The sequence below is a fragment of the Tardiphaga sp. genome (assembly GCF_028290785.1).
Classification (GTDB): domain Bacteria; phylum Pseudomonadota; class Alphaproteobacteria; order Rhizobiales; family Xanthobacteraceae; genus Tardiphaga.
Window position 1 is genome coordinate 18,039 of record NZ_JAQGJD010000385.1, and the last position, 11,745, is coordinate 29,783.

Below are 11,745 nucleotides of genomic sequence, written 5' to 3' on the forward strand. Positions count from 1 at the left end.
ACGTTCCCGACAGAGCGGGAGTTAATGACATCGCAAACGCCGCGGGCCATAAACTCCAAATGCCCGTGGGGACCGCATGATCGCCAGCCTGAGTTTGATTCTGCTGTGCCAACTGGCCGGCGAGATATTTGTACGCGGCTTCGCGCTGCCGGTGCCCGGACCGGTGGTCGGCATGCTGCTGCTGGTGGTCCTGTTGCTGGCGCGCGACCGCTTTGCATTTCTGGCGCTTGGGCCACTGCGAGGAGGCGGCGTCGAGGCCGGCGCCAAGGGGCTGCTCGCCCATCTGTCGCTGCTGTTCGTCCCGGCTGGCGTTGGCGTCGTGCAAAAGCTCGATCTGCTCGCCGAACATGGACTGGTCATCGCCGCCGTGCTGGCGATCTCCGTCGTGATCACGCTGCTGGCGACGGTGGCGACGTTCCTCGTCGTCGGCCGGCTGATGGCGCGCAAGCGGGCCACGCCATGACACCCAATCCGTTTTCGCTGTGGGTGTACCTGTCGCAGACGCCGCTGTTGTGGTTGACGGTGACTCTGTTGGTCTATGCTACCGTCGATGCGCTGTCGCTGGCGACCGGCCGCCACCCGTTCGCCAATCCGGTGTTTCACTCCATGTGGATCATCGCCGCTTTCCTGCTGCTGACCGGCACTTCCTACACCACCTATTTTGGCGGGGCGCAGTTCGTGCACTTCCTGTTGGGACCGGCCACGGTGGCGCTGGCGGTGCCGCTATATGAGAACCGCAAGATCGTGGCCGCGGCGATCGTGCCAATGCTGGTGGCGCTGGTGGTCGGCTGCGCCGCCGCCATCGTGTCGGTGGTGCTGCTGGCGCAGGCCTTCGGCCTGCCGCACGGTCTGGTATTGTCGCTGGCGCCGAAATCGGTCACCGCAGGCGTCGCCATGGGCATCAGCGAATCGCTCGGCGCCGACGCTTCGCTCACCGCGGTCGCCGTAGTCCTGACCGGCATCATGGGCGCCATCATCGTCACGCCGCTGATGAACCGGATGGGGATCACCGACTACCGCGCCCGCGGATTTGCGGTCGGGCTGGCGTCGCATGGCATCGGCACCGCCCGCGCCTTCCAGGTCGATGCGGTCGCCGGCGTGTTCGCCGGCATCGCCATGAGCCTGAATGCGCTGGTGACGTCGCTACTGGTTCCGCTCGCGGTCACGCTGCTGGTGCGCGGATGATCACGCAATCCTGCGCGATACCCACCGCACTTGTGATGCAGCCGCCATGGAGCCTCGAAAAATTTGCCGCTAGGCTCGCGCCGATGAAATCGAGAATCATCCTTTCATGATCACCGTGATGCAAGGCGCCTTGGGGCTGGCATCGGGCGTGCTGGTCGGGTTTTCGCTCGGCCTGGTCGGCGGCGGCGGCTCGATCCTGGCGGTGCCGCTGATGGTCTATGTGGTCGGCGTGCCCGATGCCCATGTGGCGATCGGCACCAGCGCCATCGCGGTGGCCACCAATGCGGCGGTGAATCTCGGCAACCACGCCCGCGGCGGCCAAGTGCACTGGTCTTGCGCGCTGGTATTCGCCGCGGCGGGCATCGCCGGGGCGCTGGGCGGCTCGACGCTGGGCAAGATGGTGGACGGCAACAACCTCTTGGTGCTGTTCGCGCTGCTGATGCTGGTGATCGCCTTGCTGATGTTGAAGACGCGTTCGCAGGCCGGCGTCCCGCGGGTCGAGATCAGCTGGAGCAACACGCCATCGCTGCTGGCACTCGGCCTGGTCACCGGCACACTGTCTGGCTTCTTCGGCATCGGCGGCGGCTTCCTCATCGTACCGGCTCTGATGCTGGCGACGGGAATGTCGATCATGAGCGCGATCTCGTCATCGCTGGTGGCAGTTACCGCTTTCGGCCTCACCACCGCGACAAGCTATGCGTGGTCAGGGCTGATCTCCTGGCAGCTCGCGGTGGTTTTCATCCTCGGCGGCATCGTCGGCGGCCTGGCCGGCACCGGCTCGGCGCGGCATCTGGCGCTGCGCCGAGGCGCGCTGAACACCGTGTTTGCGGCTATCATTATCGTGGTGGCGCTTTATATGTTGGCGCGTAATATCTACGTCACATAAGCGTTGGCGCACCGGGCGTCGTCGGGAGTTTCTTTATGGGCGCCATTATCGATCCGAAACGAACGGCGCCGCACGTCACTTCGCGGCGCGGTGCGCTCGGCCTGCTTGGTGGCGTCATGCTGCTGGGCGCCAGTGGCATGTCGCGGGCTGCGCCCGGCGCCGCCAAGGAGGAAGACGTCCTCAACGAAGCCGCGGTGTTGCGCGATCCCGATATTCCGGTCGCCGGCAATGCCAAAGGCGACATCACCATCGTCGAGTATTTCGACTACCAGTGCCCGTATTGCCGCAAACTGGCGCCGGATCTAGATGCGGCGGTGAAGAGCGACGGTAAGGTTCGCCTGGCGCTTAAGGACTGGCCGATCCTCGGCCCGGTGTCGGTCTATGCCTCGCGGCTGGCAATGGCGACAAAGTATCAGGGCAAGTTCGTCGAGGCCCACGCCGCGCTGATCGGTCTCGATTCAAGGCTCACCGAATCCATCGTTCGCGAGCGGCTGGCCACGGCCGGTATCGATGTCGATCGTGCCGTCGCCGACCTGCAGAACCATCAGGAAGCCATCGCAACGACGCTGAAGCGCACCGATGAGCAGGCCTCTGCGTTCGGATTCAAAGGCACCCCGGCCTTCATCATCGGCAAGTTCCGGGTCCCTGGGCCGCTCAACAAGGAGCAGTTCGGCCAGGCCATCGCCGATGCCCGCAAGGCCAGTGCGAAGAAGTAGCGCGCGAGAAGCATACAAAAAGCCCGCGTCGTGCGACGCGGGCTTTTCAGCATCGATCTGTAGATCGCGTTATTTCTCGGTCAGCTTGATCCAGTCCTTCTGGGTACGAGTCTTCAGCGCGCTCCATTCGGTGGCGGCGACGTCCCAGTTGACGATGGTCCGGCGTTCTTGGGCGACTTGGCCGTTGGCGACCGACGATGTCGACATCGAATCGTAGATGTAGACGCCCAAGGTCAGCATCAGCGCACCCAAGATCATTCCAACAAACATCCGCATGGCAAATTCTCCAATGAGCCCGAACAACGCCGGCCGTGGAAGAATGGTTCCACTCCACCATCTTCAGCCAAGGAGATGTTCAGCGCATCGGCTTCGCGGACCCGCTGTCGCGACGGGGCAATAGATGAACAAAACGGGGCGGGCCATGCGAATGCCCGCCCCGTTCAACCGAAAAACGCGTTCAGGAATCGGCGGCGCGGCCGCCCTGGATCACCACCACGCGGCTGCCGGTCTTGACGCGGCCGTAGAGGTCGATGACGTCCTGGTTCATCAGCCGGATGCAGCCGCTGGAGACGGCATGGCCGATGGTTTCCGGCTCGGTGGTGCCGTGGATCCGGAACATGGTGTCGCGGTCACCCTGGTAGAGATACATCGCACGCGGGCCGAGCGGGTTGTCGATGCCGCCGTTCATGCCGCCGGCCATCTTGCGATAGCGCGCCGGTTCGCGGTTCATCATGTTCTCGGTCGGGCTCCAGTGCGGCCATTCCGCCTTGCGGTTGATGGTGGCATTGCCGGCGAAAGCGAGGCCCGCCTTGCCGACGCCGATTCCGTAGCGCATGGCCTTGCCGTTGCCCTGCACGAGATAGAGGTGCCGGGCAGCCGTATCGACCACGACGGTGCCGGCGGGCTCCCTGGTGCGGTAATCGACGACCTGGCGCAGCATCTGCGGGTCGATATCGGTGAGGTCGATCGCGGGAACCGTATGGCCGCCGTCGGTCAGTTCGGCGTAACTGGCGGAAGCGCCGCTCGCAAAGCCCATCGGCGCCAGCGCGCCGTTGCCGCCGGCGCATCCCGCCAGCAACGCAGGCAACATCAAAAGCGCCAACAAGCGCAGCCCGCGTGATCCGCCAAAACCCGTCATCGAAATTCCCTGTTGCCTCTGCATGCGAGTCGCCCGGAAGAGACGACCGATCCATGCATCGCTTGGGGCCTGCGGCGGGTTTAATGAAGTGACATTCGTGTCAGCGGACGCCAATGCGGCGGTTTACGCCGGGCTGTTGTGATCTGGCCACAGGTCTGCCCGTTCAGGATGTGGTTGCAGGCTGATGCGTGCCAAAACGGTCCACCGCCGTTTCGCTCGCCTGCTGTGCTTTCGGAGGCGATCGGATTTTCGATCGTCGCGATGGATACCGCGATGATCTTGGTGTCTGCGCGGCAGGTCGGCCTCTGTAATGCGACGCAGTTGCAGCTGGGCGCACGATGCTTGCATCGCTGACGCTTGCATATTAGAGCACACAGCCGCGCTGGCCGCGTCACTCAATGAGCATGCAAGATGACAAGCGTTCGCAGTCTGGCGCAAGGCAGCATCGTCGTGGGCTTCGCCGTCCTCGGCCTGAAGTACGTGGCCTATCACCTCACCGGCAGCGTCGCACTGCTGTCCGATGCGATTGAAAGCATCGTCAATGTGGTGACGGCCGTGGTGGCGTTGCTCGCCGTCAGCCTGAGTGCCAAGCCCGCCGACGAGGAGCATCCCTACGGACACCACAAGGCGGAGTATTTTTCCGCGGTCCTGGAAGGCGTGCTGATCGTGCTGGCCGCGATTCTGATTCTGCGCGAGGCCTATGCCAGCTATCTGGCGCCGCGCGCGTTGGATGCGCCGTGGCTCGGGCTTGCCGTCAACGGGCTGGCGACGGTGCTCAATGCCGGCTGGGCCTGGGCGCTGATCCATCGCGGTCGCCAGTTGCGCTCGCCGGCGCTGGTCGCCGACGGCCGGCATCTGCTGACCGACGTGGTGTCGTCGATCGGCGTGCTTGGTGGCGTCGGCGTCGCCGCGCTGCTCAACATCCCGATCCTCGACCCGATTCTCGCCGCCCTGGTGGCGCTGAATATCCTGTGGGCCGGCTGGGGCCTGATGAGGGAGTCGCTGAGTGGGCTGATGGACGAGGCGATTCCGCCGGCGACGCTGGTCGCCATCAAGAAGATCATCTCGACGCAGTCCGCCGGCGCCATCGAGGCGCACGACCTGCGCACCCGCCGGGCCGGCCGCATGACCTTTATCGATTTCCACCTGGTGGTCGCAGGCTCAACCACCGTCAGTGCCGCGCATCAGATTTGCGACAATCTGGAAGGGGCAATTCGCGAGGAAATTGGCGAGGCGCTGATCACCATCCATGTCGAACCCGACGACAAGGCCAAACATTCCGGCATCGTGGTGCTTTAAGCACGTCGCGGCGCGGATCAGTGCAGCCGCGGCGCCTTCAGCAGCCTGGCCCGATCGGTGGACACCAGCTCGACGTCAAAAGTGTCGCCGCCGCGGTACAGCGTCAGCGGCACATCGACGCCTGCCGGGCCGAGCGCCCATAGCGCGCGGTAGAATTCCGCGGAGTCCGACACGTCCTCGCCGTTCACCGCCAGGATGACGTCGCCGGTCTTCAACTCGGCGCGCGCCGCCGGTCCCCTGGCGGCGAGGCCCACCACCACGACCTTGTCCTCGACCTCGGCCGCGTAGAGTCCGAGCCATGGCCGTGGCGGCTTGTTGACGCGGCCAAACTGACGGAGATCGTCCAGGATGGGCTTAAGCAAATCGATCGGCACCACCATGTTGAGGTGCTCGCTCTTGCCGCCGTGGTCGCGCTCGATCTGCAACGAGCCGATGCCGATCAACTCCCCGTGGGCGTTGATCAGCGCCGCGCCGCCCCAGTTCGGGTGCGCGGGATGGGTGAAGATCGCCTCGTCCAGCAGATATTCCCAGTAGCCAGCGAATTCCTGGGTGGCGGCGATCTTGCCGGCCACCGAGCGGGTGCGCCCGCCGACGCCGCCGATCACCACACTGTCACCGATCTTGGCGGCGTCGGAGCTCCCCAGCGGCAATGGCGCGATATCGACGTCGCCGAGCGCCTGCACCAGGCCGAAACCCGTCTCCTGATCGATGCCGAGCGCGTGGCCCGGCACCACGCGGCCGTCGCCGAGATGCAACCAGATGGTTTCGGCCTCGGTGATCAGATAGCCGATCGTCAGCACCAGGCGATCGCCGATCAGCACGCCGTTGCCGGCGCGCTCGGTGCCCAGCGTTTGCGCCGTAAACGCGTCTTCCGGGATGATGCAGTGCAGCCCGACCACGGCTTCGAGCGCGCTCTCGAGGTCGAAGCCATAATCCTCCGCGCGCGGCTGCACCGAAGCGGGCACCTTCCATTCGGTCAATGACGGCATGCAGGGGTCTCCTTTTGATCAGTGCCCGGCCTGCATATATGAACCGTTCGTAGCTGCGGAAGTCCATAGCGGCGGGTCGCGGGCCCGTGCTGGCCATAAACCGACTGTGGAACGCTACACGCCGAGGTAGACCTGACGAATATATTCGTCGCCAGCCAGCTCCGCGGATTGTCCTTCGCGGATGGTGCGGCCGTGCTCCAGCACGTAGACGCGGTCGGCGATCCGCAAGGTCGAGGTGGCATCCTGCTCGACGATCAAGATGGCGGTGCCGTCGCGGCGGATTTGCTGGATCGAATCGAAGATCAGCCCTTTCAGCCGGGGCGCGATGCCGACGGAGGGTTCGTCGAGCAGCAGCAATTCCGGCCGGCCCATCAGCGCGCGGCCGATCGCCACCATCTGCTGCTCGCCGCCGGAAAGCGTGCTGGACTGCTGCCACTGCCGCTCGCGCAGCACCGGAAACAGCGTAAACACGCGCTCCAGGTCGGAGTCGATTTCGGACTTGTTCTTGCGCAGATAGGCGCCGAGTTGCAGGTTCTTCAGCACGGAAAGCTCCGAGAACAGCTTTCTGCCTTCCGGACAGTGGCAGATGCCGCGCGCCACCAGGTTGTAGGGCTCGACCGTATGCAGCGACTGGCCCTTGAATTCCAGCGTGCCGGAAGAGGCGATGGAGCGCGAGATCGCCTTCAGCAGCGTGGTCTTGCCGGCGCCGTTCGGTCCGAGCACGCCGACCAGTTCGCCCTTCTCCACCTTGATCGACACGGATTCGATGGCCAGCGCCTTGCCGTAGCTGACCTTGAGATCGGCAATTTCAAGCAGAGGCATGGTCGGCCTCCGTCTTGCCGATATAGGCCTCGATCACTTTTGGGTTGCGGACGATCTCATCGGGCGGCCCGACCGCGATGATCTCGCCGAAATTCATCGCGATGACGCGCGACACCAGTGCCATGAATTCGCGCAGCTTGTGCTCGATCAGCAGGATCGTCAGGTTCTCCTCGCGGTGCAGCCGGCGGATCAATTGCGCCAGCGGTTCGATCTCGCTGCTGCCGAGCCCGGCGAACGGTTCGTCGAGCAGCAGCAGGTCCGGCCGGGTCGCCAGCGCACGCGCAATCTCTAGCCGGCGTAGATCGCCATAGGGCAGCGTTTCCACGGGTTCGCTGCCGCGGCCGCCGAGACCGACCTGGTCGAGCAGGTGCCGCGCGCGTTCTTCCTTGTCCTTGTCGCCATGCGCCCGCGGCGACAGACAGGCGACCAGCACGTTTTCCAAGAGGTTCATGCCGACGAACGGCCGCGTGAGCTGGAAAGTACGCGCCATGCCGCGGTTGACGATTTTGTAAGGCGCCAGCTGGCGCAGCGGCTCGCCATTGAACGCGATACTGCCGGTGGTCGGCGCCATGAAGCCGGTGAGGATGTTGAACAGCGTGGTCTTGCCGGCGCCGTTAGGGCCGAGGATGCCCGTCAGCTCACCCTTCTGCAGCGTGAAACTTGCGCTCTTCACGGCGGTGAGGCCGCCGAAGCGCTTGGTAACGCCATCGACTTCGAGCAGCACGGTCATCGTAGCCGCTCCGTCAGCCGGCGCCACAGCGGCGCGATCAGCCCGTTTGGCAAGAAGAACAGGATCAGCATCAGGGTCAGCGTGTAGATCCACAGTCGGTATTCGCCGAAGCCGCGCAGCATCTCGGTGAGTAGCGTCAGCAGGATCGCGGCGATGGCCGCCCCATAGATCGAGCCGATGCCGCCGACATAGACCATGATGATGACCGTAATCGAGACCACCACCGAGAACAAAGGCGGCGATACCTGCAACTGGTAATGTGCATACAGCGCGCCGCCGAGCCCGGCGAAGCCCGCCGATATCATCAGCGACGCGATCTTGTAGAAGGTGACGTTGATGCCGGCGGCCTGGCAGGTCGCCTCGTCGCCGCGGATAGCGCGTAGCAGCAGGCCCCAATGCGACTGCGCCAGCAGTGTGAGGATTACCACGGTGATCGCCAGCACGCCGAGCACGAACCAGTAGTAATGCAGTGGGTTCTTGATCAGCGGGTCGAGGCCGTACAGCCCTTCCTCGCCGCCGGTATATTCCCAGAAAATCAGGCATAGCCGCTGCAGGATCGCCGAGGCCGATAGCATCGCGAGCGCGAAATACGGGCCGCGCAGTCGCAGCGTGGGAAAGCCCACCAGCAGGCTGAAGGCGATGGCGATGCCGACTGCCATGGGCAGGCTGAGCCACGGATTGGTCGACCAGATGGTGGCGAGGAAGCCCGCGGTATAGGCACCGGCGCCGATAAACAGCGAGTGGCCGAAGTTCTCGCGACCGGTGAGGCCGGACATGAAGTCCCAGCTCGAAGCCCAGATGCCGTAGATGGCGCAGACCGTAAGCACGCCGGTGAGGTAGTTGCTGGCCGCCAGCATCGGCGCCAGTGCCAGGATGGTGATGACGACGATGCCGCCGGCGATATCGATCCCCGAGATGCTGCGCATGTCAGAACGCCGCCCGTCGGCCGAGGATTCCGGATGGCCGGATCATCAGCGTGACCACCACGGCGACCAGCGACACCAGTTCGGTCCAGGAGGACGAGATCAGGTAGGCGACGATGGTCTCGGAATAGCCGAGGATCAGTGAGGCGATGATGCTGCCGGGGATCGAGCCGAGCCCGCCGACGATGACGATGGCGAAGGCCTTGACCATCGGCAGCAGTCCCATGGTCGGCTGCACCGTGAGGAACGGCGACACCAGCACGCCAGCCAGCGCCGCGGTGCCGGCCGAAATCGCCATCACGATGGAAAAGATGCGGTTGGTCGGGATGCCCATGTATTGCGCCGCCTCCGGATCCTGCGACACCGCAAGAATGGCGGCGCCGAGCCGGGTGCGCTGGATGAACAGCCACAGTGTCAGCAGCACCAGCACGCCGGCGACCAAGGCCAGCAGCCGCTGGCCGCTGATATCGACGCCGCCGATCGACAGCTTGTCCGCGACAAAGGACGGCACGTTGCGGTACTCAGAGCCAAAGGTGATGAACAACGCCTGTTCCACCGCCAGCGACACCGCCAGCGTGATCATCAGCACCGCGAGCTGTGACGACCGCAGCGGCCGCACCAGAAACCGCTCCATCACCACGCCGAATCCGGCCACCAGCAGCACCGCCAATGGTGCGGCGAGAAACAGCGGCACCTTGAACAGTGAAGTCAGCACATAGGCGGCGTAGGCGCCAAGCGCATAGAACGAGCCATGGGCCAAGTTGAGGATGCGGGCGACCCCGAAGATAAGCGTGAAACCCACGGCCAGCATCGCATAGATCGCGCTGGAGACCGCGCCGTAGATCAATATCTGAAGCATGAGGTCCCGCTGTTGAGTGACGGCACGCGCGGCTTACTCCCCGTCATTGCGAGGAGCCTCTTGGCGACGAAGCAATCCAGTCTTCGCTTATTGCTTCTGGATTGCCGCGTCGCTTCGCTCCTCGCAATGACGGCTGTTGGGTCTCAGTCCTGACGGGTGTGCCAGCTAGTTGCTCATCCAGGGCGGGGCGATCATCGGGCCGGTGGCGGCTTCCTTCGGCCACACCACGACGCGCTCGCCGTTCTTCTGCCACTGCACAAACAGCAGGTTCTGCAGGCCCGGCCCGGTCTTCACGTCGTGCACTTCGTCGAACACCAGCTTTCCGGCGATGCCGACATGGTCGGTCTTCTCCAACTCCTTGATCACCGCGTCAGGCTCGATCGAATTGGCACGCTTCACCGCGTCGGCGTAGATGTAGACCGAATCGTAGGCGCCGATGCCGGTGTAGACGGGGGCGGTGCCGAAGCGCTTCACGAACTCGTCCCAGAACGGAATCGTCTTCGGTGTCAGCGGCGCGCGGATCGCGAACATGCCGACGGTCTCGGCGTTCGCTTTGCCGCTGACGCGGGTGAAGAAGTCGGCATCCTGACTCTTGACATCGATGCCGCCGATCGGGATCGGCACCTGCGCGTCATGCCACTGCTTGACGAAGATGTCCGACGAGGCGTGTGACAGCACCACGATCAGGTATTGCGCGCCGCTGTCTTTGACCTTGGCGAACAACGGCGAGAAGTCCGAGGTCGAGGTGTCGAAGAATTCCGCCAGCTTCACCTCGGTGCCGCCGTCGGTAGCGCCCTTCTTCAAGATCGGGACGAGGTCCTGCACCCATTTGGCGTTCTCGCCGACGATGGCGATCTTAGACAACTTCATTTCGCCCTTCAGCTTGCCATTGATGAAATCCACCAGTGCACGGGCCTGGTGCGCGGCATTGATTGGAAAGGCGCGAAAGATGTATTTGTAGTTGTCGTAGTCGGATTTCACCTTCGCGGTAATGGCGGGCGATGCCGCGCCGACACCGATGTAGATCGTCTTGGCGCTGGAAATATGCGGTAGCTGCGCCAGCGTAACGCCTGACGTGTAACCGCCGATCAGCACGTTGACCTTGTCGTCGGCGGTCAGCTTCTTGATGGCGGCGATGCCCTGTTCAGGGTTTTCGGTCTCGTCGGCGACCACGATCTCGAGCTTGCGGCCAAGCACGCCGCCCTTGGCGTTGATCTCCTCGGCGGCGAGCTTGGCGGCGTTCTGGGTGTCGCGGCCGACCTGCAACTGGACCGAAGTGGGCACGCCGATCTTGATGGGGGCCTGCTGGGCAGTGGCGGGCGCTGTGAAGGCCAAAGCGCCGGCAAGCATCATACTCCCAGCCGCGAGCGGCCTCAGAAATGAGTCCATGACGTTTCTCCCTGATGCATCTGGATCGTTGTCCGATGCGTTTTTCGTGGCGCCAGACTGCCTAGCTCGGCGACGGCGAGTCAAGGAGGATTGAATCGCTTACTACACTTCGCCGCAGCGGGCGGTGCAGCATGCTTGAATGGCGGGCATGTTGCGGTGCGGGCCGACCTGGCCTCGTCTAATTTATATCTTAATGTGTAGCGAGCCAGTGCGGACCACTGCGGCCATCTGCCGGGACATTCGCTCAGGATCGAATTCTGTCGCGAGCAGGTCGCCGAGCCCGCGGGCGGCCCCTTCTACGGATCCAGTTCCGTATCCCAGTACAGATAATCCAGCCAGCTATCGTGCAGATAGTTTGGCGGAAACAGCCTGCCGTTGCGGTGTAGCTGGTGGACGGTCGGGGCGAAGGCGGTCTGGCGCGGGAACATCCGGGCCTGCTGCGTGGTCATGTTGCCCTTGCGCAGATTGCAGGGCGAGCAGGCGGCGACGACGTTCTCCCAGGTGGTCTGGCCGCCCTTGGAGCGCGGCACGATGTGGTCGAAGGTGAGGTCGTCGTGGGCGCCGCAATACTGGCACGAGAAGCGGTCGCGCAGGAACACGTTGAAGCGGGTAAAGGCCGGGTGCGTAGTCGGCTTGACGAAGGATTTCAGCGACACCACGCTGGGGAGCTGAATCTCGAACGACGGGCTGTGCACGGCGTGATCGTAGTGCTCAACGATATTGACGCGGTCGAGGAACACCGCCTTGATCGCATCCTGCCACGACCACAGTGACAGTGGGTAATAGCTCAGCGGCCGGAAGTCCGCATT

14 protein-coding genes are annotated in these 11,745 nt (G+C 64.0%); 5 read left to right on the plus strand and 9 right to left on the minus strand.

Annotated features, from left to right (window positions below; all coding sequences use genetic code 11):
• Nucleotides 1-76 precede the first annotated feature (76 nt).
• From JWR89_RS24545 to JWR89_RS24560, 4 genes are all read left to right on the plus strand, one after another.
• Nucleotides 77-463 (plus strand): CidA/LrgA family protein, encoded by a 387-nt coding sequence (locus JWR89_RS24545; protein WP_299720804.1) that lies wholly within the window; start codon nt 77-79, stop codon nt 461-463.
• Nucleotides 460-1,185, plus strand: a complete 726-nt coding sequence (locus JWR89_RS24550; protein ID WP_299720805.1) for an LrgB family protein — start codon at nt 460-462, stop codon at nt 1,183-1,185. The genes JWR89_RS24545 and JWR89_RS24550 overlap by 4 nt, the downstream gene beginning before the upstream one ends.
• Before the next feature lie 106 nt (nt 1,186-1,291).
• Entirely contained in the window at nt 1,292-2,071 is a 780-nt protein-coding gene (locus JWR89_RS24555) for a sulfite exporter TauE/SafE family protein (protein WP_299720806.1), read from the plus strand.
• 35 nt (nt 2,072-2,106) lie between these two features.
• Nucleotides 2,107-2,787, plus strand: a complete 681-nt coding sequence (locus JWR89_RS24560; RefSeq protein WP_299720807.1) for a DsbA family protein — start codon at nt 2,107-2,109, stop codon at nt 2,785-2,787.
• A gap of 69 nt (nt 2,788-2,856) precedes the next feature.
• On the opposite strand, the gene JWR89_RS24565 is transcribed toward JWR89_RS24560, so the two are convergent.
• Both JWR89_RS24565 and JWR89_RS24570 read right to left on the minus strand, forming a co-directional pair.
• Nucleotides 2,857-3,063, minus strand: coding sequence for a hypothetical protein (locus JWR89_RS24565; protein ID WP_299720808.1), 207 nt, complete (start codon nt 3,061-3,063; stop codon nt 2,857-2,859).
• Between the two features lie 181 nt (nt 3,064-3,244).
• Nucleotides 3,245-3,877 (minus strand): L,D-transpeptidase, encoded by a 633-nt coding sequence (locus JWR89_RS24570; RefSeq protein WP_299720809.1) that lies wholly within the window; start codon nt 3,875-3,877, stop codon nt 3,245-3,247.
• A gap of 459 nt (nt 3,878-4,336) precedes the next feature.
• Between JWR89_RS24570 and JWR89_RS24575 the strand changes: the two genes are divergently transcribed.
• Nucleotides 4,337-5,224, plus strand: coding sequence for a cation diffusion facilitator family transporter (locus JWR89_RS24575; RefSeq protein WP_299720810.1), 888 nt, complete (start codon nt 4,337-4,339; stop codon nt 5,222-5,224).
• A 17-nt stretch (nt 5,225-5,241) separates the two neighbouring features.
• Here the strand turns inward: JWR89_RS24575 and JWR89_RS24580 are convergent, their stop codons facing one another.
• The 7 genes from JWR89_RS24580 to JWR89_RS24610 form a co-directional block, all read right to left on the minus strand.
• Entirely contained in the window at nt 5,242-6,213 is a 972-nt protein-coding gene (locus JWR89_RS24580; protein WP_299720811.1) for a S1C family serine protease, read from the minus strand.
• A gap of 114 nt (nt 6,214-6,327) precedes the next feature.
• Nucleotides 6,328-7,035 (minus strand): ABC transporter ATP-binding protein, encoded by a 708-nt coding sequence (locus tag JWR89_RS24585; protein WP_299720812.1) that lies wholly within the window; start codon nt 7,033-7,035, stop codon nt 6,328-6,330.
• A complete protein-coding gene (locus JWR89_RS24590) occupies nt 7,022-7,765 on the minus strand; it encodes an ABC transporter ATP-binding protein (protein ID WP_299720813.1) in 744 nt (247 codons plus the stop codon). Before JWR89_RS24590 ends, JWR89_RS24585 begins: the two co-directional genes overlap by 14 nt.
• The gene (locus JWR89_RS24595) at nt 7,762-8,691 is read right to left on the minus strand and encodes a branched-chain amino acid ABC transporter permease (RefSeq protein WP_299720814.1); all 930 of its coding nucleotides are present in this window, start codon (nt 8,689-8,691) and stop codon (nt 7,762-7,764) included. The genes JWR89_RS24590 and JWR89_RS24595 overlap by 4 nt, the downstream gene beginning before the upstream one ends.
• A gap of 1 nt (nt 8,692) precedes the next feature.
• Entirely contained in the window at nt 8,693-9,547 is an 855-nt protein-coding gene (locus JWR89_RS24600) for a branched-chain amino acid ABC transporter permease (RefSeq protein ID WP_299720815.1), read from the minus strand.
• Nucleotides 9,548-9,712: 165 nt separating this feature from the next.
• Nucleotides 9,713-10,936: an ABC transporter substrate-binding protein gene (locus JWR89_RS24605; RefSeq protein WP_299720816.1), complete on the minus strand. Its 1,224-nt coding sequence runs from the start codon at nt 10,934-10,936 to the stop codon at nt 9,713-9,715.
• Between the two features lie 296 nt (nt 10,937-11,232).
• A partial coding sequence (locus JWR89_RS24610) for an HNH endonuclease (RefSeq protein WP_299720817.1) occupies nt 11,233-11,745 on the minus strand: 513 nt, incomplete at its 5' end.

What these genes read in the sequence shown, in the direction of transcription:
- JWR89_RS24545 (WP_299720804.1), top strand. Translation starts at nt 77, where the DNA reads ATGATCGCCAGCCTGAGTTTGATTCTGCTGTGCCAACTGGCCGGCGAG.
- JWR89_RS24550 (WP_299720805.1), top strand. Translation starts at nt 460, where the DNA reads ATGACACCCAATCCGTTTTCGCTGTGGGTGTACCTGTCGCAGACGCCG.
- JWR89_RS24555 (WP_299720806.1), top strand. Translation starts at nt 1,292, where the DNA reads ATGATCACCGTGATGCAAGGCGCCTTGGGGCTGGCATCGGGCGTGCTG.
- JWR89_RS24560 (WP_299720807.1), top strand. Translation starts at nt 2,107, where the DNA reads ATGGGCGCCATTATCGATCCGAAACGAACGGCGCCGCACGTCACTTCG.
- JWR89_RS24565 (WP_299720808.1), bottom strand. Translation starts at nt 3,063, where the DNA reads ATGCGGATGTTTGTTGGAATGATCTTGGGTGCGCTGATGCTGACCTTG.
- JWR89_RS24570 (WP_299720809.1), bottom strand. Translation starts at nt 3,877, where the DNA reads ATGTTGCCTGCGTTGCTGGCGGGATGCGCCGGCGGCAACGGCGCGCTG.
- JWR89_RS24575 (WP_299720810.1), top strand. Translation starts at nt 4,337, where the DNA reads ATGACAAGCGTTCGCAGTCTGGCGCAAGGCAGCATCGTCGTGGGCTTC.
- JWR89_RS24580 (WP_299720811.1), bottom strand. Translation starts at nt 6,213, where the DNA reads ATGCCGTCATTGACCGAATGGAAGGTGCCCGCTTCGGTGCAGCCGCGC.
- JWR89_RS24585 (WP_299720812.1), bottom strand. Translation starts at nt 7,035, where the DNA reads ATGCCTCTGCTTGAAATTGCCGATCTCAAGGTCAGCTACGGCAAGGCG.
- JWR89_RS24590 (WP_299720813.1), bottom strand. Translation starts at nt 7,765, where the DNA reads ATGACCGTGCTGCTCGAAGTCGATGGCGTTACCAAGCGCTTCGGCGGC.
- JWR89_RS24595 (WP_299720814.1), bottom strand. Translation starts at nt 8,691, where the DNA reads ATGCGCAGCATCTCGGGGATCGATATCGCCGGCGGCATCGTCGTCATC.
- JWR89_RS24600 (WP_299720815.1), bottom strand. Translation starts at nt 9,547, where the DNA reads ATGCTTCAGATATTGATCTACGGCGCGGTCTCCAGCGCGATCTATGCG.
- JWR89_RS24605 (WP_299720816.1), bottom strand. Translation starts at nt 10,936, where the DNA reads ATGGACTCATTTCTGAGGCCGCTCGCGGCTGGGAGTATGATGCTTGCC.